Raw genomic sequence first — 25,108 nt, 5'->3', positions numbered from 1 at the left:
AAGGCCAGGGCGAAGCCCCGAAGCCTCCGGGGTGGGCCTGCCGCAGGGCCTGCAGGCCGCCCCCGTCAAGCGCCGAGGGGACCCACACACCACGGGGCGCCCCCACGAAGCGCGCCCACCCAGACACCGGTGACCCACCAGGCGATCCGTTGCGTGCACCGGCCACTCCCCCTCACCGCACCCCACCCCAGCCCGCACCCCAACCACCCAGCACCCAACCCCACCCAGCGCCCCAACCCACCCAGCAGCTCAAATCTCCCTCAGGAGTGCCGGGTTCCTCTACCCGAGTCGATCAAGAGCCTCCTACGGTGGCGCCCACAGGCCCCCGTGGGGGGCTCTCGACCGTCCGGAGCCGTGATGCGCGCGACCGCCCTCCTCCCCCTGACCGTCCTGGCGGGCTGCCTCGCCCTGACGGCCTGCACGGCCACCGCCCCGAGCACGCAGGCCACCACCCCCGCCCGCTCGGCCGCCCGCCCCGCGGACGCCGCACACACCACCACCCCCCACGACCCCACGAAGGCACCGACCCGCGCGACCCTCACGAAGGCCCCCACCGCCTCCGGTGGCCGCACCCTCCTCATGGTCGCCCCCACCACGGGCTCCAAGTCCTACGGCCTCGACGAGGCCCTGACGCCGGGCGACCTGGCCGTCGAGTTCGCCTGCGAGGGCCGCGGCAAGGTGGAGGTCTCCCTCGGCCCCCGCGACGACGACACCTTCGGCGGCCCCTCCTACGGCGAGACGCCGCAGCGGGCCCGGGACGCGGGCGTGGCCTCGACCTCCGTCGAAGTCTGCTCACCGGGCGCCGTCACGCCTCGCGGGGACGTGATCGCGCTCGCGGAGGCGACCCGCCTCACCGGCGTCACCGTCACCGCCTCGCCCGGGGTCCACTGGACCCTCACCGTCTCGCACGGCCCCGCCTCGAAGCCCCCCACCACCTGACCTCCGCCCTCCCGCCCGGCACGCACCGAAGGCCGGGACCGGCCCCCACCGGACCGGCCCCCACCGGACCGGCCCCCACCAAGCAACGCCCGGCGGGACGGAGGGCGCCGTCGCCGAGAAGACGGGGTGGATGACGAGACGCCACTGCCCCCGTCCGACGTAGACGGGGGCAGCAGACTCTCCGAAGTACGAAGCCAGCCCAACCAGCCCAGGCAGCCCAACCAGCCCAGCCAGCTCAGGCAGCCCAACCAGCCCAACCAGCCCAGCCAGCCCAGCCAGCTCAGGCAGCTCAGGCAGCAGCCGGAACGGTGGCCTGCTGCTCGGCGTCCTGGGCCGACGGACCGTCGACCGGGGAGGCCGAGGCCGTGGCGTACGCGTCCCGGTCGAGGATGCCCTCGCGGGCGGCGGCGACCACCGGCACCAGCGCTTGACCCGCGACGTTCGTGGCCGTGCGCATCATGTCCAGGACCGGGTCGATGGCCAGGAGCAGGCCGACGCCCTCCAGCGGGAGGCCCAGGGTGGACAGGGTCAGCGTCAGCATGACGGTGGCGCCGGTGAGGCCCGCGGTGGCGGCCGAGCCGACCACCGACACGAACGCGATCAGCAGGTAGTCGCCCACGCCCAGCGGCACGTCGAAGATCTGCGCGATGAAGATCGCGGCGAGCGCCGGGTAGATGGCGGCGCAGCCGTCCATCTTGGTGGTGGCGCCGAAGGGCACGGCGAAGGAGGCGTACTCCTTCGGGACGCCGAGCCGCTCGGTGACCTTCTGGGTGACCGGCATGGTGCCGACCGAGGAGCGCGAGACGAAGGCCAGCTGGATCGCGGGCCAGGCGCCCTTGAAGAACTGCAGCGGGTTGACCTTGGCGACGGTCGCGAGCAGCAGCGGGTAGACGCCGAACATCACCAGGGCGCAGCCGATGTAGACGTCCGCGGTGAAGGTGGCGTACTTGCCGATCAGGTCCCAGCCGTAGTCGGCGATGGCGTAGCCGATGAGGCCGACGGTGCCGATCGGGGCGAGTCGGATGACCCACCACAGCGCCTTCTGGAGGAGCTCCAGCACGGACTCGGCGAAGGTCAGGATCGGCGCGGCCTTGTCGCCGAGCTGGAGCGCGGCGATGCCGGCGACGGCGGCCATGAAGACGATCTGCAGGACGTTCAGCTCGGTGAAGGGCGTGATGACGTCGGTCGGCACGATGCCGGTCAGGAAGTCGATCCAGGAGCCGGTGTGCTTGGGCAGCTGGCCGTCCTTGGGCGTCAGGCCGGTGCCGGCGCCGGGGTTGGTGAGCAGGCCGAGGGCCAGTCCGATGGAGACCGCGATCAGCGACGTGATCATGAACCAGAGCAGCGTGCGGGAGGCCAGCCGGGCGGCGTTGTTGACCTTCCGGAGGTTGGTGATCGAGACCAGGATCGCGAAGAAGACCAGCGGGGCGACGGCCAGCTTCAGCAGCTGGACGAAGAGGTCGCCGACCTGCTCCAGGGTGGTGTGGAGCCAGCTGATGTCCTGGCTGCGGGCGAGCCAGCCCAGGAGGACGCCGAGCACCAGGCCGGCGACTATCTGGACCCAGAACGGGATTCTTGCGGCGGTCTTGGAGATCGCGGACACGGACAACACACTCCGACAGATGACACGTTTAGACCACTCAAAGCTAACACCTGAACTTTGAGATCCTCAAAGCCTCACTTTGAGACTGTTTAGAGTCGAATCATCTGCACCCGCCGCCCCACCGGCCCCGGACGCACGGAAGCCCCGGTGCTGGAGCGGAATCTCCGGCGCCGGGGCTTCGGCGGAAAAGCTGCGCGAGGACTACGGGAGTGTGAGCAAGCTCGCGCTCACGAGGCGGCGCGGGCGGCGTCGTCGGCCTCGTCCTCCTGGCTGCGGTTGTCGGCGAGCTTCGCCTTCATCCCGGTGACGCGTTCGCTGATCTGCTCGGACATCTCGTCGCGCTGCTTGCGCAGCAGCACGAAGGACAGCGGGGCGGAGACCACGAGCGAGAGCAGCACGACCCAGACCAGGTTCGAGTCACCGAGGCCCGAGGGCAGGATCTGGAGCTTGACCAGGCCCAGCACGGCCAAGAAGGAACCGACGAAGATCGCGAACCGCATGGCGGTGTAGCGGACGGTGGCGCTCGGCTTGGGAGCCACGGCAGGCCTTCTCTCTCCCGGTGGGGGTAGTCGTGCCCGTCCAGTGAAGCACGCCGCGCTTACGGACAAGTCCGGCGGGGGTTGTCCGTCGGGACCAGCCGCAGGGCCGCCAGCGGGACCTTCAGCGCCGCCCGCTCCCGCGGGTCCCACAGCACCGCCGCGCCACCCGCGTCCCCGACCAGCACGTACGGCCGGGCCGGGTCCAGCACCCCGCCGTCCACGGGCACCTGCGCGACGGGCTTGGTCGTCCCGACGCACACCCACTCCGGCTCGATGCCGTAGAACCCGGGAATCGCCCGGCGCTGCGCCGCGGCGGCCGCGGCGGCGCGCTCGCCCAGGGCCAGCACCGGATTCACCGTGGCCCTCACCAGTCCCGCGCCGAGCGACAACACGAGGACGAGGCCGAACGCGGCGTACCCGAACCAACGGTCCCGGACCATCATGTGGATGTGCTTCGCGTACCCGAGGAGCGCCGGGGCCACCAGGGACAGGCTCGCCCCGAAGAGCAGCTTCGACGTGGCGACGCCCTGCCACACCACCGGCACGTCCACGTCCTCGAGGTCGGCGCCGAACGCGTCCAGATAGGCCGCGTGCAGCGTCAGGCCCAGACTCGGGAAGAACCCCAGCAGGAGCGGGAGCAGCGCCGGCAGGAGCCACGGAACGGTTCGGGGCCAGCTCGACTGGCGTACGAGGAGCCGGATGCCGGACAGCAGCAGGTAGCCCAGGACCAGCAGGATGAAGCCGGACATGGCGATCTCCGGGGTCCTCATGTCCCTCGCGATGTCGCCGACCAGGTACACCAGCACCACGCACAGCCCGCCCCCGAACAGCATCGCGCCGGGCACGCTCCGCCGGCCCTGGCCGCGGAGGGTCAGGACCGTGGCGCAGGCGACCAGCAGGGCGAGCGCGAGGCAGGCCGCGGCGACGTCCCACGCGCCGCCCCGCACCGCCGCGGGCAGCCACGCGCCCAGCAGCACGGCCCCCAGCACCGGCAGCCGGAGCCAGGACAGCGCGCGGAGCGAGGCCCGGTGACGGGGACCCGGCGTGCCCGGGGCGGGGGTGCGGATCGTCCAGAGGCCGCGCACCGCGATCCGGCCGCCACCCGCGACCGGCCCGGTCCGGTGCGGGACGCCCGGGAGTGGTCGCAGCGCCAGGGCGCGGGCCGGTCCCGGCGCGGCGGCACGCACCTGCCGACCGGTGTCGAAGACACCCGAGTGTTCGGCCAGGTAGCGCCGCACCCCATGGCGCGCGCGGGTGGCCGGCGGGGCCGCGGAAACGGCCGGCGGGGCCGCGGGAGCGCGGTACACGGCCCACAGCGGCAGGTAACGCGGGTCCCGGTCGACCAGGTCGACCGACTCGACGACCAGGTCGATCCGCATCTCCTCCGCCAGCACCTCGACACGCTCGCGCGCACCCGATGCGGCCCGGAAGTCCGATCCGGGGTAGCGGGCCTCGATGGTGTACCACGCGCGACGGTCCGTCAGGGGCCCCGTCGGGCCCGCCCGTTTCTCCAACACGGGCCAGCCGCGCGCTTGCAGCGCGCCCTCGAAGAGTTCGACGTCGATCGTCGTCCCCCGCAACTCCACCAGCACCACCGCCCGCTGGTCCCAGCCCACCCCCGTCGCCGCCATCCCGATCCCCCCTCGCCGACAGCCCCCTGAGGCTACGTCAGCGGCAGCAGCATCGTGATGTCGTCGCGGTCGTCGCCGGGGGCGACGCGGATGGCGCCGGGGACGCGGCCGACCTCGCGGTAGCCGCAGGCGGCGTAGAAGTGCTCCAGGCCGAGCCCGCCCCGGCAGCCGAGCCGGATCGCGTCGACGCCGTCCATCGAGCGGGCGGCGTCGGCCAGGGCGGCCATGAGCGCGCGGCCCTCGCCGTGACCCTGGTGGTCCGGGTGGACCATCACCGAGTACGCCCACACCCAGTGCCCCTGGAGGCGGTGGGTGTTGCGCGCGAGGAAGCCCGTGGCCACCACCCGGCCCGCCCCGTCGCGGCCGACGAGCAGCCGCATGCCTCCCTCCGCGACCGCGGCCAGCTGCGTGATGAGCGCCGGGCGGACGTCGTCGCGGGCGACCGGCCCGACGAAGCCCACCGCCCCGCCCGCGTTGGTCACGTCCACCCACAGGTCCAGCAGCCCCTCGTGCAGGACGGGGTCCACGGCCGGGTCGAGCGTGAAGGTGAGCGAAGAGGCGACAGCGGTAAGGGCCATAGGCGCAGATTACTTATTACGCCCCCTCGTGCGCCATCGGAAAAGCGCCCCGGTCCGGCATCCGGACCGGGGCGCTCGACGACCGCGCGAGCGCAGCCTCAGACGCGCATCGGCTGCGGCGACTCGCGCAGCGACGCGTCCGGGCCCGGGTACTCGCGGATGACCTCGTAGCGCGTGTTGCGCTCGACCGGCCGGAAGCCGGCCTCGCGGATCAGCTCCAGCAGGTCGTCACGGCCGAGCTTGTTCGGGGTGCCGTAGTTGTCGGCGTCGTGCGTGATCTTGTACTCGACCACCGAGCCGTCCATGTCGTCCGCGCCGTGCTGCAGCGCGAGCTGCGCCGTCTGCACGCCGTGCATGACCCAGAAGACCTTGACGTGCGGGATGTTGTCGAACAGCAGCCGGGAGACCGCGAAGGTCTTCAGCGCCTCGGCGCCCGTCGCCATCTGGGTCCGCGCCTGGAGCGTGTTGCGGACCTTGCCGTCCTGCATGTCCACGAAGTCGTGCTGGTAGCGCAGCGGGATGAAGACCTGGAAGCCGCCGGTCTCGTCCTGGAGCTCGCGCAGCCGCAGCACGTGGTCCACGCGGTGGCGCGGCTCCTCGATGTGCCCGTACAGCATCGTGCACGGGGTCTTCAGACCCTTCTCGTGCGCGAGCCGGTGGATGCGCGACCAATCCTCCCAGTGGGTGCGGTGGTCGACGATGTGCTGGCGCACCTCCCAGTCGAAGATCTCCGCGCCGCCGCCGGTCAGGGACTCCAGCCCCGCCTCGATCAGCTCGTCGAGGATCTCGGAGGCGGACAGGCCCGAGATGGTCTCGAAGTGGTGGATCTCCGTGGCCGTGAACGCCTTCAGCGAGACGTTCGGCAGCGCCTTCTTCAGCTCGCTCAGCGAGCGCGGGTAGTAGCGCCACGGCAGGTTCGGGTGCAGGCCGTTGACGATGTGCAGCTCGGTGAGGTGGTCGTTCTCCATGGCCTTGGCCAGGCGCACGGCCTCCTCGATGCGCATCGTGTACGCGTCCTTCTCCCCCGGCTTGCGCTGGAAGGAGCAGTACGCGCAGGACGCGGTGCACACGTTGGTCATGTTGAGGTGACGGTTGACGTTGAAGTGCACCACGTCGCCGTTCTTGCGCGTGCGCACCTCGTGGGCCAGGCCGCCGAGCCAGGCCAGGTCGTCCGACTCGTAGAGGGCGATGCCGTCCTCACGGGTCAGCCGCTCGCCCGAGCGGACCTTCTCCTCCAGCTCGCGCTTGAGCCCAGCGTCCATGCCGCGGTCGCCTCCTCTATGTGTCCTGCAACCCTGCCCCACCGTACTCTCAGACCTCCTCCGGCAGATCGCCGACCCGGTTCTCCCACTTCGTGGACAGCACGATCGTGGTACGGGTGCGCGAGACGCCCTTGGTGCCGGAGAGCTTGCGGATGATGCGCTCCAGGCCGTCGACGTCGCTGGCGCGGACCTTGAGCATGTACGAGTCGTCGCCCGCGATGAACCAGCAGTCCTCGATCTCGGCCAGGTCGCGCAGCCGGCGCGCCACGTCCTCGTGGTCGGCGGCGTCGGACAGCGAGATGCCGATGAGGGCCGTGACGCCCAGCCCGAGCGAGGCGGCGTTGACCGTCGCGCGGTAGCCGGTGATCACGCCTGCCGACTCCAGGCGGTTGATCCGGTCGGTGACGCTGGGGCCGGAGAGGCCCACGAGACGGCCCAGCTCGGCGTACGACGCCCGGCCGTTCTCCCTCAGTGCCTGGATGAGCTGCCTGTCCACCGCGTCCATAGGTCTGGAGCCTTCCATTGTTCAGCGATCCCGCGATTTTACGTATAGAATCTAAGGCATGCAGGGCTGACACCCTGCGAAACCCCCAGCAAAACCGGGGGATGTTCAGCGAATCTTTCAGCAGATCAAAGACGATCTTTGGAGTGATCCCACCGTGTACACGATCGAGATGGCCTACGCGCACATGCGACAGCTCCAGGAGCTGGCCAGCCGATCCCGCACCGACCAGCCCGCCGCGGCCCGCCGCGTCGACAAGATGCGCGCGCCCCGGACCGCCAAGAAGCGCTAGTCCGCGGCCGACCGGCGCCCGGTGCGCCGGCCCCCACCGGGCCGGCCGGCACCCCGCTAGTCCGCAGCCCGGGAGCCACCGAGCTCTCCTTCCCAACGGCGGTACAGCCGGTGCGGCACCTCTGCCGCGTCGAGCACCCGCCCCGCGACGAAGTCCACGAGATCCTGGATGTGCGTCGCACCCGCGTAGAACGCCGGAGAGGCGGGCAGCACCACGGCGCCCGCCTCGTCCAGCGCCACCAGATGCTTCAGCGTCTGACCGTTCAGCGGGGTCTCCCGCACCGCGACCACCAGCCGGCGCCGCTCCTTGAGCATCACGCTCGCCGCCCGCTGCAGCAGGTCCTTCGACAGCCCCAGCGCCACCCCGGCCACGCACGCCGTGGACGCGGGCACGATCAGCATCCCCTTCACCCGGTACGAGCCCGACGACGGCCCCGCCGCCAGATCACCGGCCGCCCAGTACCGCACGCCCCCGCCGGCGCCGCCGCGCACGCCGCCACCGTCGCCCTCACCCTCGCTGCCGCCGCCCCCGAGCGCGTCGTACACCCAGGGGAACGTGTCCGGCTTGCCGTCCGCTCCCCGCGCCAGCCACGCCGCCAGGTCCTCGCGCCAGTGCGCGTCGCGGAACGCGATGCCCGTCTCGTCCAGGAGAGTGAGCCGCGAGGCCCGGCTCACCACCAGGTCCACGGCCTCCCCGGCCGCCAGCAACCCCCGCAGCACCGCCGCGGCGTACGGCGTGCCCGAGGCGCCGGACACCCCGACCACCCACGGCACGCGCCCGCCCTCGGCGCGGCCTTCCGCCCTGCCCTCAGTCATGACTCGAGCCTAGAGCGTGAGCCCGCGCACCAGCAGGTCCGCGAGGGCGCACACGAAGAGCGCGATCCCGATGAAGCCGTTCACCGTGAAGAAGGCGCGGTTGAGCCGGGAGAGGTCCTTCGGCGTGACGATCGAGTGCTCGTACCCGAAGGCCGCGGCGACGACGATCAGGCCGGCCCAGAAGAGCACGCCCGCGTCCGTGGCGACCGCGTACCAGGCGAACAGCGCCATCGTGACGACGTGGCAGGCCCGCGCGCCCCACAGCGCCGCCGGGATCCCGAACCGCGCCGGCACCGACATGACGCCCTCGGCCCGGTCGGCCTGCACGTCCTGGCAGGCGAAGATCAGGTCGAAGCCGCCGATCCACACGCCGACCGCCAGCCCCAGGAGCACCGCGTCCCCGGACCACTCCCCCGTCACCGCCAGCCACGCGCCCACCGGGCCCATCGCCTGGGCCAGGCCCAGGATGGCGTGCGGGAAGTTCGTGAACCGCTTGCCGTACGGGTAGAGCACCATCGGTACGACCGCCACCGGCGCCAGCGCCAGGCACAGCGGGTTGAGCAGCGCCGCCGCCCCGAGGAAGACCGCCACCGCGATGCCCGCCCCTGTCCACGCCGACCGCACCGAGACCGCGCCGGTCACCAGCTCGCGGCTCGCGGTGCGCGGGTTGCGGGCGTCGATCTCGCGGTCGATGATCCGGTTGGCGGCCATCGCGAAGGTCCGCAGGCCCACCATGCAGACGGTCACCAGCAGCAGCTTCACCCAGTGGACCTGCCGGTCCAGCTCGAACATCGCGCTCAGCGCGGCGATGTAGGCGAAGGGCAGCGCGAAGACCGAGTGCTCGATCATCACGAGGCGCAGGAACGCCTTCGTACGCCCCGGCCGGGCGCCGGGGACGGCAGCGGTGGTCACAGCCCGTATTCCTTCCAGCGGCGGTCCACCAGGGCCGCCGTCGCCGGGTCCGACTCCACCATGTCCGGCCAGCCGCCGTCCCGGGTGTAGCCCTCCTCCGGCAGCTTCTTCGTCGCGTCGATGCCCGCCTTGCCACCCCAGAACTGCTGGTACGAGGCGTGGTCGAGGTGGTCCACCGGGCCCTCGACCACGGTCAGGTCGCGGGAGTAGTCGGTGTTGCCCAGCGCCCGCCAGGCGACCTCGTGGAGGTCGTGCACGTCGCAGTCGCTGTCCACCACGATGATCAGCTTGGTCAGCGACATCATGTGCGCGCCCCAGATGGCGTGCATGACCTTCTGCGCGTGCTTGGGGTACTTCTTGTCGATCGAGACGATCGCGCAGTTGTGGAAGCCGCCCGCCTCGGGCAGGTGGTAGTCCACGATGTCCGGCACGATGATCTTCAGCAGGGGCAGGAAGAACCGCTCGGTGGCCCGCCCCAGCGGCCCGTCCTCGGTCGGCGGCCGGCCGACCACGATCGACTGCAGCAGCGGGCGCTTGCGCATCGTCACGCAGTCGATGGTCAGGGCCGGGAACGGCTCCTGCGGGGTGTAGAAGCCGGTGTGGTCGCCGAACGGACCTTCGGGCAGCGTCTCGCCCGGCTCCAGCCAGCCCTCGATGACGACCTCGGCCTGCGCCGGCACCTGGAGCGGCACGGTCTTGCAGTCGACCATCTCGATCCGCCTGCCCGCGACGAACCCGGCGAACAGGTACTCGTCGATGTCGCCGGGCAGCGGCGCGGTGGAGGCGTACGTCACGGCCGGCGGGCAGCCGAAGGCGATCGCCACCGGCAGCCGCTCGCCGCGCTTGGCGGCCACCGCGTAGTGGTTGCGGCTGTCCTTGTGGATCTGCCAGTGCATGCCGATGGTGCGCTTGTCGTGGCGCTGCAGCCGGTACAGGCCCAGGTTGCGGACCCCGGTCTCCGGGTGCTTGGTGTGCGTCAGGCCCAGGTTGAAGAAGGACCCGCCGTCCTTGGGCCAGGTGAAGAGGGCCGGCAGCCGGTCCAGGTCCACCTGGTCCCCCGTCAGGACGACCTCCTGCACGGGAGCGGCCTCGGACTTCACCTTCTTCGGCGGCACGTGCACCATCGAGCCGAGCTTGCCGAAGGCCTCGCGGACGCCGATGAATCCCTGCGGGAGCTCCGGCTTGAGCAGGCCGCCGATCTTCTCGCTGATCTCCCCGTAGGACTTCAGGCCCAGCGCCTTGAGCAGGCGGCGGTCGGTGCCGAAGACGTTCATCGCCAGGGGCATGTCGGAGCCCTTGACGTTCTCGAAGAGCAGCGCGGGCCCGCCCGCCTTGTTCACTCTGTCGACGATCTCCCCGACCTCGAGGTAGGGGTCCACTTCGGCCTTGATGCGCTTGAGGTCGCCCTCCCGCTCCAGGGCCCGGAGCAGCGAGCGGAGATCGTCGTAAGCCATGCAGGCCAGTATCCGCCACGCACTACCCTGGGAGCGTCACCGGGGCCCGCGGGGCCCCGCCACCGCTTCGGGGGGTCGGACTCACACCGTGCTGCGCTATCTGCCGTTCCTGCTGGTCCTCGCCCTGACGATCTACGCCTTCGTCGACTGCCTGAACACGCCCGAGGAGGAGGTCAGGCACCTGCCGAAGGTGGTGTGGGTGATCATCATCCTGCTGTTCTCGATCGTGGGCCCGGCGGTGTGGCTGCTGGCCGGCAGGAAGCGCGCGGCCGTGGGCGGTTCGGGGGCCGACCGGGGCACCACCCGCTGGGTGGCCCCGGACGACAACCCCGAGTTCCTGCGCTCCCTCGACGAGGACCGCAAGCAGCAGGGCGACCGGGACCCGGGCCGCGACGCCGGTCCGGACGAGCGCCCGTAACGCCCCGTCACATCGGAGCCCGACGTCTCAGAGCGCGGCCGGCGGCCGCATCTCCAGGCCGTACCGGGCGACGACCTGGAGGATGCGCTCCAGGTCCGGCTCGGTCTCCGGCGGCAGCTCGCGCCGCTCGGCCGGCACGCCCATCTCGGCGAACATCCGGTCGACGTTGGCCCCGGGCGCGTAGGTGACCAGGAGCCGTACCGTGCTGGTGGGCTCGAACCGCTCCCAGTGGCCCGCCGGGATGTGGAAGAAGTCCCCGGGACCGCACTCGACGATCTCGTCCTCCAGGTGCAGGCGCACCCGCCCCTCCAGGACGTAGCAGCTCTCGGTGCCGGGGTGGGTGTGCAGCGGCGGGCCCCAGCCCTCCGGGACCGTCATCCGCATGACGGCGAAGGCGCCGGCCGTCTCCTCGCTGGCGGCGATCACCTCGTACAGGCTGTTGAGGACCCAGTAGGCCGGGGCGTCGCCGTCGTGGCGCACGTGCGCGTGCTTCGCCATGGGTGTGCTCCTTCCGCCCGGGGCGCGCCTACTGGCGCCCGTAGTGGGCGCGCAGGGTGCGCCGCCGCTCGTCGGTCCACCGCTCCCAGTCCGCGGGGCGGCCCTGGAGGGCCTCGGCGAGGAGTTCGAAGTGCGCGTGCCAGCCGGCCAGGGCGTCGAGGCGGTCGGCGTCGGAGCCCGCCCGCTCGTTGGTGAACCGCAGGACCGTGGCCTCGGGGCCGGGCGGTTCCAGGTGGAAGCGGAGCCGGCCCTGCCCGGTCACCGTGTACTCGGCGACGCGTTCGGCGTCCCAGGCGGTGATGCGGCCCGTCGCGATCGTGCCCGTGTCGAGCCAGCGCAGGACGATCCGCCCGCCGATGCGGCGCTGCAGCTCCTCGGCGGCGGCCAGCCAGCCGCGCAGTCCCTCGGCGGTGGTCAGGGCCGCCCACACCTGCTCGTAGCCGTGCGGGAGGTGCACCTCGAAACGCAGCCGGAACCGGTCCGCGCCCCGGCGCTCGCTGGCCACCCGGCCGATCGCGGACAGGGATGCGGTCATGCCACCAGCGTCACCCGTTCGGCGGTACTTCGCACGCGGGCGCGGGACGGACCCGCGGGACGACGCGGACCGCGGCGGACGGCGGACGCCGGGGCCCGCGGGACGACGCGCGCGGGGGCCGCCGCGGGAGTCCCGCGACGGCCCCCGCGGGGTCCGCGTGCCGTGCGTCAGACGCCGGCGTACGAGTGCTTGCCGCTGAGCAGGATGTTCACGCCGTAGTAGTTCCAGATCCAGCAGGCGAACGCGAACAGCGCCAGGTAGGCGGCCTTGCGGCCCTTCCAGCCGGCCGTCGCGCGGGCGTGCAGGTAGCAGGCGTAGGCGACCCAGGTGACGAAGGACCACACCTCCTTGGGGTCCCAGCCCCAGTAGCGGCCCCAGGCGTCGCCCGCCCAGATCGCGCCCGCGATGATCGTGAAGGTCCACAGCGGGAAGACGGCCGCGTTGATGCGGTACGAGAACTTGTCGAGGCTCCCGGCCGCGGGCAGCCGCTCGAGGACCGAGGTCGCGAACCGGCCGGGCCGCTCGCCGCGCTCCAGCTTGGCCTCGTACGAGTCGCGGAACAGGTAGAGCAGGGTGCCGACGGCGCCGATGTAGAACACCGCACCGCAGATGATCGCGGTGGAGACGTGGATGTACAGCCAGTACGAGTGCAGCGCCGGCACCAGCTGGTCGCTGTCGGTGTACAGCCAGGTGGTGGCGATGCCGAGGTCCAGCAGGACCGTGGTGACGAGCACCAGGCCGATCCAGCGGACGTTCTTCTTCAGGGCGAGGAGGACGAGGTACGCGCCGACGGCCACCGTGGAGAAGGTGATCGAGAACTCGTACATGTTGCCCCAGGGGGCCCGCTCGACGGACAGGGCGCGGGAGACCACGCCGGCGGCCGCGATGAGGAAGCCGAGGGTGGTCAGGGAGACCGCGATCCGTCCGTACAGGTCGCCCTTCTCGGTGCCGCCGGCGGCACCGGGGCCGTCGGGCACGTCACGGCTGCCGGCGGCGGCGCGGGTGACGACCTTCGGCTTGTCGAGGACCGCGGTGCCCCCCTTCGTGCGGACCGTGACGGCGGGGGCCGCGGCGGCCCCCGCGGTCCGGGCGCCGGCGCCGGTCAGCGCGGCCGCGGTGCGGCCGACCTTGCTGCGGCTGCCGAAGACCCACTCGGCGATGTGCGCGAAAAAGGCGAGCGTGTAGACCGCCATGGACGAATAGACCAGCACGTTGCTGATGTGCGCCAGATTCTCGTTGGCGGCTACTGCGAGCTGCGTCATGCGCGCTCTCCTTCGGCAGCGGTGTCGACTGCGGGGTCTGCTTCGGTTTCGGCTTCCGCGGGCTCGGGCGCCGTCGGCGCCGCCTCGGAGTTCAGGGTCAGGGCCAGGGAGCCCAGCTCCTCGGGGAGCTTGGCGGACTCGCTGCGGCCCAGGCCCGCCATCAGGACGACGGTGGTGCCGCGGTCCGTGACCGCCCGGACCCAGATCCGGCGCCGCTGGATGAACAGCGAGCCGGCCAGGCCCAGGATGGCGGCGATCGCGCCGGTGAGGGCGAGACCGCTGCCGGGCTGGTGGGTGACGGAGAAGGTGGCCCAGCGGCCGATGCCCTCGAACTTCACGGTGCCCGCGCCGTTCGGCAGGGTCATGGACTCGCCCGGGAGCATGCGGACCGCGAACGGGTTGCCGTCCTTGTCCTTGAACTGCTTCATCTTGGACGTGTCCAGGACGTACACGTTCTGCGGCAGGCCCGCGTCCACGCCGAGGCTGCCGTGGTAGCCGGTCAGCGCCAGCGCCGGGAAGTCCAGCCCCGGGTACTGGGAGAACATCGTGCCCCGGCCCGCGCCCGCGAAGGTGGGCACGAACACGCCGGAGAAGCCGAGCTGCTCCTTCTTGCCGTTCTTGTCGCGGTAGCCGTCGTTGACCTTGACCGCGCCGGTGGAGGTGAGGTTCGCGTCCTGCGGCAGCATCGGCACCGCGTCCTTGAAGACGACCTTCCCGCGGGCGTCCGTCACCGAGATGACCGGGGCGTAGCCGTGGCCGAGCAGGTAGATCTTCGAGCCCTCGATCTCGAGCGGCTTGTTGACCTGGATCTCGGTCTTCTTCGGCTCGCCGTACGCGCCCTCGCTGTAGGTGACGTACGCCTTGAAGTCGCGGGCGGTGCCCTTCTGCGGGCCGGTGCGCTCGTAGGAGGCGTCGAACTCGTCCAGGGTGAAGCTGAACGGCGGCAGGTCGTCGGCGGTGAAGAGGCTGCCGGACTTGAAGTCGTCGTACTGGGTGAGCGTGTTCGAGAACCCGCCGCCCTGGAGGACGAGCTTGCCGCCCTCGGAGAAGAACAGCCGGCCCCAGGCGAAGGCCACCAGCATCACGATGAGGGCGACGTGGAAGAGCAGGTTGCCGGCCTCGCGCAGGTAGCCCTTCTCCGCGGCGACGGCGTTGCCGGTGGCGTGCACGCGGTAGCCGCGCTTCTTGAGCAGCTGCTCGGCGGCGGCGAGGACCTCGTCGGGGTCCGTCCCGGTGCGCCAGTGGGTGAACGCGGGGAGGCGCTCCAGGCGCTTGGGCGCGCCCGGCGGGCGGCCGCGCAGCTGGCCGACGAACTGCCAGGAGCGCGGCACGATGCAGCCGATGAGGGAGACGAACAGCAGGATGTAGATCGCGGAGAACCACACCGAGCTGTAGACGTCGAACAGCTGGAGCTTCTCGTAGACCGGCGTGAGGGTGGGGTGGCCGCGCTTCCAGTCGGCGACCTTGAGCAGGTCGACGCTGTTCTGCGGGATGAGGGAGCCGGGGATGGCGCCCAGGGAGAGCAGGAACAGCAGGATCAGCGCGACCCTCATGGAGGTCAGCTGCCGCCAGGTCCAGCGGGCCCAGCCGAGCAGGCCGATGCCGACGGGGTCGCCGGGGCTGTCGTCGAGGGGGGCGGTGGACAGCTGGGCGCCGGCCGCCGCCTCGTCGACGGTGGTGCCGGCGGGGTCGCCCGCCGCGGCACCCGTCGTCTTGTCGGTCGTACTCATTCGTCGTCCGTCCTCAGATCCCGACCGTGAAGCCGTCGCTCCAGCCCTGCATTTCGCCGATGATGCTGTCCCACGTTCCTGTGACGAGCAGCAGGCCGGTGAGGATCAGCATGCCGCCACCGATCCGCATCACCCACGCGTAGTGCTTCTTGACCCAGTCGAAGGCGCCGAGCGCCTTGCGGAAGGCGACGGCGGTGAGCACGAACGGCACGCCGAGGCCGAGGCAGAAGACGGTCGTCAGGAGCGCTCCGCGGGCCGCGCTGCCCTGCTCGAAGGCGAGGGAGGTCGCCGCGGCGAGGGTGGGGCCCATGCAGGGGGTCCAGCCGATGCCGAAGAGCACGCCGAGCACGGGGGCGCCCAGCAGGCCGGCGGCGGGCTTCTTGTGGAAGCGGAACTCGCGCATCGTCAGGCCCGGGATCCAGCCCATGAAGAACAGGCCGAGGAGGATCACGAGCCCGCCGAGGACCCGGGAGATGACCTCCTTGTGGGCCTGCAGGGTGTCGCCGAAGTACCCGAAGAGCGCCCCGCCGGAGACGAACACGGCGGTGAAGCCCAGGACGAAGAGGCCGGCCCCGGCGACCATCCGGCCGCGGCGGGCCTCGGCGAGGTCGGCGCCGCCGACGCCGGTGACGTAGGACAGGTAGCCGGGTACGAGCGGCAGCACGCAGGGCGAGAAGAACGAGACCAGGCCGCCGAGCAGCGCCAGCGGCACGGCCAGCAGCAGGGCTCCGCTGTAGACCGTCTGGTTCACGCCGGTCTCGGCGGCCAGTTGGAGGACGGCCTGGCCGGTGCCGGATCCTTGCGGGGTCACGGGGAGCACCGGGTCACTTCTCCGCGAGGACGGGCTCGATCATCTTCCGCAGGGTCTCCTCGTTGACCGCCAGCAGCGAGCGGGCGGCGATCCGGCCGTCCCGGTCGAGGACGAGGGTGGAGGGGATGGACTGCGGGTTGAGCGTGCCCTTGGGGAAGCGGAGCATCAGCTTGCCGTTGGGGTCGTACAGGCTCGGGTAGGTGATGCCGAAGTTCTCCTCGAAGGCCTCGGCGGGGGGCTTGGAGGCGTCGCGGGTGTTGATCCCGACGAACTCCACGCCCTTGGCCTCGAGCTCCTTGGAGACCTTCGCGAAGTGCGGGGCCTCGGCGCGGCAGGGCGGGCACCAGGAGCCCCAGACGTTGAGGACGACGACCTTGCCCTTGAGGGAGGTGACGTCGAGCCGCTGTCCGTCGACGGTCTCGCCGTCGAGCTTGGGCGCCTCGCTGCGGTCGGCCACGGCCACCGTGGAGACGCCGCCCTTGCCCTGGACGTAGTTGGTGCCGGAACCGGAGGACGTCCCGCCGGAGGCGCCGCAGGCCGTGAGGGCCAGGGCGCCGGCGAGGGCCGCCGCGGTCGGCAGCAGGACGCGGCCGCGTGCGGTGCGGCGGCGGGGGGCGCGGCTGAGGCTCATGTGAAAAGTTTCGCATGGGCGAATTGCCGATCTTCCGCGCCCCCTGCGGGCGCGGCTAGGCGCTGGTGAGGAAGGTCTTCCAGCCGCCCGTGGGGCTCTGGCCGGGCTGGAGGGAGCGGAGCTTGGTGAGGACCTTGGGGTCCTGGACGTCGAGCCAGTCCACGAACTGACGGAACGATACGAGCCTTACATCCTTTTTGTCCGACATGGACTTCAGGGCTTCCTCGACGGCGTCCATGTAGATGCCGCCGTTCCACTGCTCGAAGTGGTTGCCGATGAACAGGGGTGCGCGGTTGGTCTCGTACGCGCGCCGGAAGCCGTTGAGGTAGGTGCCGGTGGCCTGGGTCCGCCAGCCGGGGTAGTTGGCCGGGACGCCGCGGGTGGTGTTCCCCGACTGGTTCGCCAGGATGTTGTAGTCCATGGACAGCACCTCGAAGGAGTGCCCCGGGAACGGCAGCCCCTGGAGGGGCAGGTCCCATATGCCCTGCTTCTTGTCGGGCCACGCCTGGACGCCGCCGGGCGAGGAGGCGTCGTAGCGCCAGCCGAGCTTCTGCGCGGTCGGCAGCAGGTTGTCCTGGCCCTTCAGGCACGGGGTGCGGGCGCCGACCAGCTCCTTCGAGTAGTCGAAGGGCAGCGGCTCCAGGTCGGTGAAGCCGGTGTTCGTCTTCCACTTGGTGACGAACGACACGGCCTGGTCTATCTCGTCCTGCCAGTCGGCGCCGGTCCAGCGCTCGACGGAGCCGGAGCCGCCGCAGAAGTGCCCGTTGAAGTGCGTGCCTATCTCGTGGCCGTCGAGCCAGGCCTGCCGCACGTTCTTGATCGTCTCGCGGACGTGGCCGTCGGTGAGGTAGCCGATGTCGGAGGCGCCGACGGGGTTGTTCGGCGGGCGGTAGAGGCTCTTCTTCGACTCCGGCAGGAGGTAGAGGCCGGAGAGGAAGAAGGTCATGGCCGCGCCGTGGTCCTTGGCCACCTTCAGGAAGCGCGGGAAGAGGCCGTTGCCGACCTCGCCGGCCCCGTCCCAGCTGAAGACCACGAACTGGGGCGGGGTCTCGCCCGGCTGGAGCGGCACGGGCTTGGCGGGCTGGCGGGGCTGCGGCCCGGTGTCGGCGGTCGAACCGTCACCTATGAGCTTTGCGGGAGGTCCTGACGGTTCACCCGATTTCTTCCCGCCCTTCCCGATCGGACCGAGAGCCCCCTTGCCGGCCTGGTCCCCCGCACTGCACCCCGCGACCCCCACCGCGGCCGCCGCACCAAGTCCCAGACCCAGCGCACCCCGTCGACTGAATTCGCGCATGTCACCGTCCCCGTCGTCCACGCGAAGCTCTCACCCTGTCCATATAAGCGGACAAATGGAGAGAGGCCTTCCCCCAACACGGTGGTTCCCACAGGGCCGGTATTTATTTCGGCAAAGTCAGGAGGAAGCTGGCGCGAAAACGCCGGCGGGGCCGGAAGACCAGCCCCGCCGGCGTTCTGAGGGGTCCCGGGACGGAGCCCCGGTCAGGCCCCGAAGGCCTTGGCCTTCCCCTTCACCGGCTTCGCACCCGCGAGCAGGTGCGCCGGCACCAGGTCCCGCGCCGGCTCGCTGTAGCCCACCGACACCAGCTGGTCGCCCTGGTACGTGAACGACGTCAGCGAGGCCAGCGTGCACTGCCGGCGCCGCGGGTCGTGCCACAGCCGCCGCTTCTCCGCGAAGCTGCGCACGATCCAGATCGGCAGCTGGTGGCTGACCGCCACCGCCTCGTGCCCGCGCGCCGCGTCCTTGGCCGCGTCCAGCGCGGCCATCATCCGCACCACCTGCTCGATGTACGGCTCGCCCCACGACGGCTTGAAGGGGTTCGTCAGGTGCTTCCAGTTCGCCGGCTTGCGCAGCGCCCCGTCACCCACGCCGAAGGTCTTGCCCTCGAAGACGTTGCCCGCCTCGATCAGCCGCCCGTCCGTCGCGACGTCCAGCCCGTGGCCCTTGGCGATCGGCTCGGCCGTCTCCTGCGCCCGCTCCAGCGGGGAGGCGACGACGTACGTGACGTCGCGCCCGTCCAGGTGCTCGGCCACCTTGTCGGCCATCCGGCGCCCCAGGTCGGACAGGTGGTAGCCGGCCCGGCGCCCGTACAGCACGCCGTCGGGGTTGTGCACCTCGCCGTGCCGCATCAGGTGGACGACGGTGATCTCGTCGCCGCTCATGCGCCCGCCTCCGCAGTGGCCTCCGCGGCCGCCCGGGCCGCCGCGGGCAGCGCGGCGGCGATCCGCTCCACGGCCCGCTCGTCGTGCGCGGTCGAGACGAACCACGACTCGAACGCCGACGGCGGCAGGTACACGCCCTGCGCCAGCATCGAGTGGAAGAACGCGGTGAAGCGGAAGGACTCCTGCTTCTTCGCGTCGTCGTAGTTCCGCACCTCGTCCGGGGTGAAGAACACCGAGAACATGTTGGACGCGGTCTGCAGCCGGTGGGCCACGCCCTCCTTGGCCAGCGCCTCCGTGACCAGGCCCTGGATCTCCTTCGAGACCGCGTTCACCTTGTCGTACGCCGCCTCGTCGAGCAGCCGCAGCTGCGCCAGGCCCGCCGCCGTGGCGACCGGGTTACCGGAGAGGGTGCCCGCCTGGTAGACCGGGCCGGCCGGCGCCAGGAACGCCATCACGTCCGCGCGGCCGCCGAAGGCCGCCGCCGGGAAGCCGCCGCCCATGACCTTGCCGAAGGTCATCAGGTCGGGCTTGACGCCGTCCACCCCGTACCAGCCGGCGCGGCTCGTGCGGAAGCCCGTCATGACCTCGTCGGAGACGTAGAGCGCACCGTTCTCGCGGCACAGGTCCGCCAGGCCCTGGTTGAAGCCCTCGCCCGGGGTCACGACGCCCATGTTGCCGGGCGCCGCCTCGGTGATCACGCAGGCGATCTCGCCCGGGTGCGCGGCGAAGGCCGCCCGTACCGCGTCCAGGTCGTTGTACGGCAGCACGATCGTGTCGCCCGCCTGCGCACCGGTCACGCCGGGCGTGTCCGGCAGCGCGAAGGTGGCCAGCCCGGAGCCGGCCGCGGCGAGCAGCGCGTCCACGTGACCGTGGTAGCAACCGGCGAACTTCACGACCTTGGCCCGGCCCGTGAACCCGCGGGCCAGCCGGATCGCCGACATGGTCGCCTCGGTGCCGGAGGACACCAGGCGCACCTGCTCGACCGGCGCGATCCGCGCCACGATCTCCTCGGCGAGCGCGACCTCGCCCTCACCGGGCGTACCGAAGGAGGTACCGCGGGCCACCGCCTCCTGCACGGCGGCGATCACCTCGGGGTGGGAGTGTCCGAGGATCATCGGCCCCCAGGAGCACACAAGATCGACATACTCGCGTCCGTCGGCGTCGGTCAGGTACGGACCGGTACCGGACACCATGAACCGGGGCGTACCGCCCACGGCCTTGAAGGCGCGGACGGGAGAGTTCACGCCGCCGGGGGTCACGACTGCCGCCCGGTCGAAAAGAGTCTGCGAAACTGGGGCCTGGTATGGGTAGCTCACACCAGCCATGGTGTCAGAGGCCCGGGCCGTCTCGCGGACAGGTGTGGGCCGGGTGTGTGCGCATCGGGTTTCACCCTCGTGTCGCGGGGGAGGTCACTGCCATGATGATCAGGCCGGTCCGGAGGCATCCGGACGGCCGGTAGAGCGGTCGGGTGGATATATGCAACGCGGTGGTGGACCGGGCGAGGGCACGGACGGCCTGGACCCGCAGCGCGCCCGCGACCGAGCGCGCGAGGCCCGCGAGCCCGGCCGCGACGTCCATGACGCCCGGGAGGGCCGGGACGGCCGCGAACCCCTGGACCAGCAGCGCGCCCGCGAGGGGCGGGACGCCCTCGACCCGCAGCGCGCCCGTGAGGCCCGCGAGGCCCGCGCCCGCCGCGGCAAGCACCGCCGCCACGCCGGCAGCGACCCGGCAGCAGAACAGCCCGGACCGACCGGGGCACCCCGCCCGGGCCCCACGGACCCCGCCCGCCCCACGGACCCCGCCCGCCCGGCGGGCCCCGCCCGCCCGGCGGGCCCCGCCGCGAGCGGCGGCCCCGGCACGGGCCGGACCGGCGCGACCGGCAGGCCGGCCACCCCGGACCCGTCCCTGACCGCCGGCCCCGGCACGGGCACCGGCTCCGGGTCGGACACGGGCCCCGACAGGGGCACCGCCACGGGCTCCGGGTCGGGCGCCGCACCGGGCACCCCCGCCGGCCGGGCCGCGGGCCGCCGCGCCCGCTCCGGCGCCAAGCCGCCGGAGTCCGACACCACCGAGACCACCGAGACCACCTTCGGAGGCCGCGGCATGGGCGTGACGTACAAGTACTTCGGCGCACCCGACGGGGCGACGGCCGCCCGCGTACCGGTCACCATGCGCCCCGAGGAGCTCGGCGGCGACGAGCTCGGCATGGGCGGCATGTTCACCAAGATCAAGCCGGAGACGGTGGCCGCGATGGTCCTCACCGGCATCGAGGGCATACCGCTGCACAAGGTCCCGCCCCTGGAGCTGGTGGTCCTGCACCCCGACTACGCGGTGGTCAAGCTGCCCATGACCGTGGTCGACCCGCTGCGCGGCATCGGCGAGGAGTCCGTGGGCGCGGCTGCCTTCATCTGGTCCACCGTCCCGGACCGCGGCGGCCCCCGCGACGCCTTCAACGTCTACCAGCTGCTCCACGAGTGGCAGCAGTTCAGCGAACGCCTCCACGAGAACGGCCACCAGCCCTACTGCCTGGTCTGGCCCTGACCGACCGCGCCACCCCGAGCATCCCCCCGGCGCGACGGAGCACGCCCCGCAGGGCGCACCCGAGCACCGCGAACCGCACCGAACCCGCACCGCCCCCGCACCGGGACCGGCGCGGGGGCGGCGGAGCCGCACCGCGGCCGGACCCACCGTCACGCCCGCATCCTCCGCCTGCCCCGCCCACCCGCTTTCGGCCATACTCGCCGCATGCCCGACGACACCCGCTCCCCCGCCCCCGGTCCGACGCCCGGTCGACCGCTCCCGCTGCCCGTCACGCTCCGCCCGTCGCGCGACTCCGACCTGCCCGTCCTGCACGAGGACCACTGCGACGCCGAGGCGAACCGGATGGCCGCCTTCACCCGGGCCGAGCCCGCGGACCGGGAGACGTACCGGGCGCGTTGGGCGCAGCTGACCGCCGACCCCACCGTCGTGCTGCGCGTCATCGCCGGCCCGGACGGGGAACCCGTCGGACAGGCCGGGGTGTTCGGCCCGCCGGAGGAGCGCTCGGTCACCTACCGCGTGCTGCGCGCCCACTGGGGCCGCGGGGTCGCCACCTCCGCGCTGCGCCAGCTCCTCGCCCTCGTACCGGAACGTCCGCTGCACGCCCGGGCCGCCTGCGACAACGCAGGCTCCCTGCGGGTGCTCCTCAAGTGCGGGTTCGTGGTGACCGGGACCGAGACGAACCACGCCAACGCGCGCGGCGCGGAGATCGAGGAGCACCTGTTGCGGCTGGACGCGTGACGGCCGCGCCGGCGGATGCCGGAGCCGAGGGCCCTGGGGGCCGCGCCCCGCACGCCACGGCTCAACTCCACTGCGGATCGCGGCCGGTGGCGGCGAGCAGCGTCTCGAAGGCAGAGGCGTCGGCCGCCGTGCGCACCGGCTCGTCGAACATGCCCGCGTCGCGCGCGGCCGGGGCGAGCCCGTCGATCACCGCGGCCAGGGTCGCCACCCCGGCCGGGTCGGGGACGAACTCCTGGCCGGTGGCCCGGGCGAGGTCCCAGGCGTGCACCGTCAGGTCCAGCAACGCCATGCAGCCGACCGTGCGGGCGGGCTGGTGCATGGCTCCCGTGGTGCCCTCCTCGGCCCCGGGCGCACCCCAGGCCGACACCAGCCGGTCCACTTCGTCGGCGAACCGCTCGCGCCAGTCGCTCGTACCGAGGTAGTCGGGCTTCTCGGCGAACGCGCTGGGCTTCTTCCGGCCCAGCTTCGTGAAGTTGACGACCACGTCGAAGAAGTGGTCGAGCAGCTCCCGCACGCTGTAGCCGGAACAGGGCGTCGCCCCACCGAGCTGCCGCTCGTCCACGCCGCGCACGACCGGCACGGCCCGCGCGGCCGCCGCCGCGAGCAGGGAACTGATGCTGTGCTGGGTGTCGTCCATGCCGGAACCGTAGGCTCCACCCGCCCCGCCGGCGCGCCGGCGCCCCGGGCACGTACCCGATCCACTGTCGGTGGCGGGCCGTACGGTGGCCCCATGGGGATCTCCGTACGTCTGGAAGCGTGGGGCGAGGACGACTTCTGGCTGCTGCTGCGCAAGAACGAACCCGCCATGACCGACTTCCTCGGCGGCCCCGAGTCGGACGCGAAGCTCGCCGACCGGCACCGCCGCTACCTGGCCCTGAGCGCGGGCGATCCGACGGCCGGCCGCATGTTCCGGGTACGGGCGCGGGGCCTCGACCCGGCGGGCGAGGTCACCGTCGGCACCATCGGCTTCTGGGGCCGCACCTGGCGGGGCGAGGAGGTGTACGAGACCGGCTGGGGCGTCCTCCCCGAACACCAGGGCCACGGCCTGGCCGCCCTGGCGGCCCGCACCCTGATCACCCACCTCCGCACGCTGGCCGCGGCCGGACCGGACGCCCCCGGCACCGGACCGTCCGCCGGGGCCGCCCCCGGCACCGCGACGGGGGCCGCACGGGTGCGCCGCCACCTGCACGCCTACCCGTCGGTCGACCACCACGCCTCGAACGCGGTCTGCCGCAAGGCCGGCTTCACCCTCCTCGGCCAGGCCGAGTTCGAGTACCCCCCGGGCCTCTGGCACACGAGCAACGACTGGTGCGTCGACCTCGCCGCCCCACCGGGCCCCTGACACGGCCCCTTCCCGCCGCCAGCGCACCGCAGGCACACGCCGCACGCACCGGCCGGCACCGCACCCGCCCGGCCACCGGCACCGGTATCCGGGGCCGGGGCCGGACCCGCCGGGCAAGCCGCCCCCTCCCCCGAGCCGTCACCGGAGTGCCCGACCCCCGTCCGGGCACCCCGGCCGGCACCCGCGCCGACATCCTCCAGAGGACCGGCGCGGGAGAACCGGTGCGAGCGGTCCGCTCAGGCGACCAGGACCACACGCCCCCGGACCCCGCCCTTGCCCTGGACCGCGTGCGCCTCGGCCGCATCGGCGAGCGGGTGCACGGACCCGACCCGCAGCGTCAACCCGCCCGCGTCGACGAGGGCGACCAGCTGCGCGAGGTGCGCCCCGTCGGCCGCCACCTCCTGTGCGGTGACGCGGACGCCCCGTACCGGCGCGGGCTCGGCGCCGGGGTGGACGCCCACGTACGCGCCCCCGTCCCGCACCCACTCCAGCGCCGGCTCCCCCAGCACCGCGAAGTCCAGCACCCCGTCGAACGAGCCGGGCTCGACCGCCCCGCCCCGCGGCACGAAGCGGGCCGCGCCGAGCGACCGTACGAGCTCCTCGTCCGCCGCACCCGCGAGGGCCGTCACCACCAGCCCGGCCCGCACGGCCAGTTGCACCGCGAGCCCGCCCACCACGCCGGCGGCGCCGGTGATCAGCACCGAGTCGCCGGCCCGCAGCCCGGACTGGGCCAGCGACCGCGCCGCGGTGAGCCCGCTCAACGGCAGCACGGCGGCGTGCGCGTCGTCCACGGTGACCGGCGCGGCAGCCAGCGCGCTCACGTCGAGCACGACGTACTCGGCGTGGGTACCGAGCGGCTTGACCGCCCCGTAGTGCAGGCCGACCACCCGGTCGCCCACCGCCCACCGAGCCGCCCCCGCACCGCCGTCGGCCACGACCTCGCCGACCCCCGGTCCGAGCGCGTCGATCTCACCGGCCACGTCCCAGCCGAACCCGATCCGTTCCCCACCACCACCGAAGACACCGGCCCGCACCGCCCCGTCGACCGGGTTCAGGGCTGCCGCCCGCACCCGAACCCGAACCTGGCCCGGACCCGGCTCCGGAACCACCGTCTCGACGACCTCCAGCACCTCGGGACCGCCGAATCCGTTCACGATGACCGCTCGCATTTCCCGTACCTCCGTCTGGTCGGCTCTCGTAGCCTGGGGGTGCTCCCCCCGATGCGCACTAACCTACGGAGGGCGCTTTCTTTTCGTAAGTACGCACTTCAAAGTGCGTACCCCACCCCGGGGTACCCGGGAACCGGGAGGCGATCAGTCATGACCACACAGAGCGCCACCGCCCGCCGCACCGCGGCCAAGGACGCCTTCGACGCGTTCCTGCGGGACTGCCCCACCAGCCAGGTCCTGGCCCGCATCAGCGACAAGTGGGCCGGACTCATCCTCAGCGCCCTGGCCCCCGGCCCCCAGCGCTACAGCGACCTGGGCCGGGCCATCGCCGGCGTGAGCCAGAAGATGCTGACCCAGACCCTGCGGTCACTGGAACGCGACGGGCTCGTCGAACGAACCGTCACCCCCGGCGTCCCGCCGCGCGTGGACTACGAGTTGACCGACCTCGGCCGCAGCCTCACCCTGCTGTTCGGCTCCGTGAAGGAGTGGTCGGAGAGCCACATCGCCCAGATGACCGCCGCCCGCGAGGCCTACGACCGCGCCAACACCCCCGCCTGAGCCCGACCCGGGCCGCCACTCCTTGGCAGTGCCTGGTGGGTCCCGTGGTGTGTGGGGGAGGCGCTTGAGCCGGTATGGCAGGCTGGACCGGAGGCAGGCCCGGGCCGGAGGTGGCCGAAGGCCAGGGCGAAGCCCCGAAGCCTCCGGGGTGGGCCTGCCGCAGGGCCTGC

The 25,108-nt window shown here is 72.4% G+C and carries 27 protein-coding genes; 7 read left to right on the top strand and 20 right to left on the bottom strand.

All coding sequences use genetic code 11. The features are described from left to right. Positions 1 to 357 precede the first annotated feature (357 nt). A complete protein-coding gene (locus tag ACIQCH_RS36670) occupies positions 358 to 939 on the top strand; it encodes a hypothetical protein (protein WP_402588386.1) in 582 nt (193 codons plus the stop codon). A gap of 289 nt (positions 940 to 1,228) precedes the next feature. Here the strand turns inward: ACIQCH_RS36670 and ACIQCH_RS36665 are convergent, their stop codons facing one another. From ACIQCH_RS36665 to ACIQCH_RS36640, 6 genes are all read right to left on the bottom strand, one after another. Next, positions 1,229 to 2,542 carry a dicarboxylate/amino acid:cation symporter gene (locus ACIQCH_RS36665; protein ID WP_402588385.1) on the bottom strand — a complete coding sequence of 438 codons (1,314 nt, stop codon included), beginning with the start codon at positions 2,540 to 2,542 and terminating at the stop codon, positions 1,229 to 1,231. Positions 2,543 to 2,769: 227 nt separating this feature from the next. Next, on the bottom strand, positions 2,770 to 3,081 hold the full coding sequence (locus tag ACIQCH_RS36660) for a DUF4229 domain-containing protein (RefSeq protein ID WP_402588383.1): 312 nt from the start codon (positions 3,079 to 3,081) through the stop codon (positions 2,770 to 2,772). Between the two features lie 59 nt (positions 3,082 to 3,140). Beyond that, on the bottom strand, positions 3,141 to 4,712 hold the full coding sequence (locus tag ACIQCH_RS36655; protein WP_402588381.1) for a hypothetical protein: 1,572 nt from the start codon (positions 4,710 to 4,712) through the stop codon (positions 3,141 to 3,143). Positions 4,713 to 4,744: 32 nt separating this feature from the next. Continuing rightward, entirely contained in the window at positions 4,745 to 5,290 is a 546-nt protein-coding gene (locus tag ACIQCH_RS36650) for a GNAT family N-acetyltransferase (RefSeq protein ID WP_402588379.1), read from the bottom strand. 98 nt (positions 5,291 to 5,388) lie between these two features. Next, positions 5,389 to 6,552, bottom strand: a complete 1,164-nt coding sequence (gene mqnE / locus ACIQCH_RS36645; RefSeq protein WP_030209685.1) for an aminofutalosine synthase MqnE — start codon at positions 6,550 to 6,552, stop codon at positions 5,389 to 5,391. Positions 6,553 to 6,601: 49 nt separating this feature from the next. Then, on the bottom strand, positions 6,602 to 7,057 hold the full coding sequence (locus ACIQCH_RS36640; protein ID WP_402588377.1) for an Lrp/AsnC family transcriptional regulator: 456 nt from the start codon (positions 7,055 to 7,057) through the stop codon (positions 6,602 to 6,604). A gap of 154 nt (positions 7,058 to 7,211) precedes the next feature. Between ACIQCH_RS36640 and ACIQCH_RS36635 the strand changes: the two genes are divergently transcribed. Continuing rightward, positions 7,212 to 7,346, top strand: coding sequence for a hypothetical protein (locus ACIQCH_RS36635; RefSeq protein WP_267884814.1), 135 nt, complete (start codon positions 7,212 to 7,214; stop codon positions 7,344 to 7,346). A gap of 56 nt (positions 7,347 to 7,402) precedes the next feature. Here the strand turns inward: ACIQCH_RS36635 and ACIQCH_RS36630 are convergent, their stop codons facing one another. The 3 genes from ACIQCH_RS36630 to ACIQCH_RS36620 are packed head-to-tail and all read right to left on the bottom strand — an operon-like array spanning position 7,403 to position 10,527. Beyond that, a complete protein-coding gene (locus ACIQCH_RS36630; protein ID WP_402588375.1) occupies positions 7,403 to 8,161 on the bottom strand; it encodes a UbiX family flavin prenyltransferase in 759 nt (252 codons plus the stop codon). Positions 8,162 to 8,170: 9 nt separating this feature from the next. Continuing rightward, positions 8,171 to 9,073 carry a menaquinone biosynthesis prenyltransferase MqnP gene (gene mqnP / locus ACIQCH_RS36625; protein WP_402588373.1) on the bottom strand — a complete coding sequence of 301 codons (903 nt, stop codon included), beginning with the start codon at positions 9,071 to 9,073 and terminating at the stop codon, positions 8,171 to 8,173. Further along, entirely contained in the window at positions 9,070 to 10,527 is a 1,458-nt protein-coding gene (locus tag ACIQCH_RS36620) for a menaquinone biosynthesis decarboxylase (protein ID WP_402588371.1), read from the bottom strand. Before ACIQCH_RS36620 ends, mqnP begins: the two co-directional genes overlap by 4 nt. A gap of 88 nt (positions 10,528 to 10,615) precedes the next feature. On the opposite strand from ACIQCH_RS36620, the gene ACIQCH_RS36615 reads away from it, so the two are divergent. Further along, complete coding sequence (locus tag ACIQCH_RS36615) at positions 10,616 to 10,945, top strand: PLD nuclease N-terminal domain-containing protein (protein WP_402588369.1); 330 nt, start codon at positions 10,616 to 10,618, stop codon at positions 10,943 to 10,945. 27 nt (positions 10,946 to 10,972) lie between these two features. On the opposite strand, the gene ACIQCH_RS36610 is transcribed toward ACIQCH_RS36615, so the two are convergent. From ACIQCH_RS36610 to hemL, 9 genes are all read right to left on the bottom strand, one after another. Then, positions 10,973 to 11,443 carry a cupin domain-containing protein gene (locus ACIQCH_RS36610; RefSeq protein WP_402588367.1) on the bottom strand — a complete coding sequence of 157 codons (471 nt, stop codon included), beginning with the start codon at positions 11,441 to 11,443 and terminating at the stop codon, positions 10,973 to 10,975. Between the two features lie 28 nt (positions 11,444 to 11,471). Next, a complete protein-coding gene (locus ACIQCH_RS36605) occupies positions 11,472 to 11,978 on the bottom strand; it encodes an SRPBCC domain-containing protein (protein ID WP_402588365.1) in 507 nt (168 codons plus the stop codon). 167 nt (positions 11,979 to 12,145) lie between these two features. Next, a complete protein-coding gene (gene ccsB, locus ACIQCH_RS36600; RefSeq protein WP_402588363.1) occupies positions 12,146 to 13,240 on the bottom strand; it encodes a c-type cytochrome biogenesis protein CcsB in 1,095 nt (364 codons plus the stop codon). Next, positions 13,237 to 14,970 carry a cytochrome c biogenesis protein ResB gene (locus ACIQCH_RS36595; RefSeq protein ID WP_402588361.1) on the bottom strand — a complete coding sequence of 578 codons (1,734 nt, stop codon included), beginning with the start codon at positions 14,968 to 14,970 and terminating at the stop codon, positions 13,237 to 13,239. The genes ccsB and ACIQCH_RS36595 overlap by 4 nt, the downstream gene beginning before the upstream one ends. 13 nt (positions 14,971 to 14,983) lie before the next feature. Beyond that, on the bottom strand, positions 14,984 to 15,781 hold the full coding sequence (locus tag ACIQCH_RS36590; RefSeq protein WP_402588359.1) for a cytochrome c biogenesis CcdA family protein: 798 nt from the start codon (positions 15,779 to 15,781) through the stop codon (positions 14,984 to 14,986). 13 nt (positions 15,782 to 15,794) lie between these two features. Next, positions 15,795 to 16,412, bottom strand: coding sequence for a TlpA family protein disulfide reductase (locus tag ACIQCH_RS36585; RefSeq protein ID WP_402588357.1), 618 nt, complete (start codon positions 16,410 to 16,412; stop codon positions 15,795 to 15,797). 55 nt (positions 16,413 to 16,467) lie between these two features. Further along, the gene (locus ACIQCH_RS36580; protein ID WP_402588355.1) at positions 16,468 to 17,706 is read right to left on the bottom strand and encodes a hypothetical protein; all 1,239 of its coding nucleotides are present in this window, start codon (positions 17,704 to 17,706) and stop codon (positions 16,468 to 16,470) included. 203 nt (positions 17,707 to 17,909) lie between these two features. After that, the gene (locus tag ACIQCH_RS36575; protein ID WP_402588353.1) at positions 17,910 to 18,590 is read right to left on the bottom strand and encodes a histidine phosphatase family protein; all 681 of its coding nucleotides are present in this window, start codon (positions 18,588 to 18,590) and stop codon (positions 17,910 to 17,912) included. Further along, positions 18,587 to 19,915, bottom strand: a complete 1,329-nt coding sequence (hemL, locus tag ACIQCH_RS36570; protein WP_402588351.1) for a glutamate-1-semialdehyde 2,1-aminomutase — start codon at positions 19,913 to 19,915, stop codon at positions 18,587 to 18,589. The genes ACIQCH_RS36575 and hemL overlap by 4 nt, the downstream gene beginning before the upstream one ends. A 580-nt stretch (positions 19,916 to 20,495) precedes the next feature. Between hemL and ACIQCH_RS36565 the strand changes: the two genes are divergently transcribed. Beyond that, positions 20,496 to 21,131: a hypothetical protein gene (locus tag ACIQCH_RS36565; protein ID WP_402588388.1), complete on the top strand. Its 636-nt coding sequence runs from the start codon at positions 20,496 to 20,498 to the stop codon at positions 21,129 to 21,131. Between the two features lie 204 nt (positions 21,132 to 21,335). Next, positions 21,336 to 21,869, top strand: a complete 534-nt coding sequence (locus tag ACIQCH_RS36560) for a GNAT family N-acetyltransferase (RefSeq protein WP_402588349.1) — start codon at positions 21,336 to 21,338, stop codon at positions 21,867 to 21,869. Positions 21,870 to 21,930: 61 nt separating this feature from the next. Here the strand turns inward: ACIQCH_RS36560 and ACIQCH_RS36555 are convergent, their stop codons facing one another. Next, positions 21,931 to 22,506 (bottom strand): TIGR03086 family metal-binding protein, encoded by a 576-nt coding sequence (locus ACIQCH_RS36555; RefSeq protein WP_402588347.1) that lies wholly within the window; start codon positions 22,504 to 22,506, stop codon positions 21,931 to 21,933. 93 nt (positions 22,507 to 22,599) lie between these two features. On the opposite strand from ACIQCH_RS36555, the gene ACIQCH_RS36550 reads away from it, so the two are divergent. Further along, positions 22,600 to 23,211 (top strand): GNAT family N-acetyltransferase, encoded by a 612-nt coding sequence (locus ACIQCH_RS36550; RefSeq protein WP_402588345.1) that lies wholly within the window; start codon positions 22,600 to 22,602, stop codon positions 23,209 to 23,211. A gap of 236 nt (positions 23,212 to 23,447) precedes the next feature. On the opposite strand, the gene ACIQCH_RS36545 is transcribed toward ACIQCH_RS36550, so the two are convergent. Next, positions 23,448 to 24,380, bottom strand: a complete 933-nt coding sequence (locus ACIQCH_RS36545; protein WP_402588343.1) for an NADP-dependent oxidoreductase — start codon at positions 24,378 to 24,380, stop codon at positions 23,448 to 23,450. Positions 24,381 to 24,530: 150 nt separating this feature from the next. Between ACIQCH_RS36545 and ACIQCH_RS36540 the strand changes: the two genes are divergently transcribed. After that, complete coding sequence (locus ACIQCH_RS36540; protein ID WP_402588341.1) at positions 24,531 to 24,938, top strand: winged helix-turn-helix transcriptional regulator; 408 nt, start codon at positions 24,531 to 24,533, stop codon at positions 24,936 to 24,938. Positions 24,939 to 25,108 lie beyond the last annotated feature (170 nt).

Source organism: Streptomyces sp. NPDC093225, assembly GCF_044753805.1.
Classification (GTDB): Bacteria; Actinomycetota; Actinomycetes; order Streptomycetales; family Streptomycetaceae; genus Streptomyces.
Note: the sequence above shows the minus strand (reverse complement) of the source record. Positions and strands in the feature narration are given on the sequence as shown.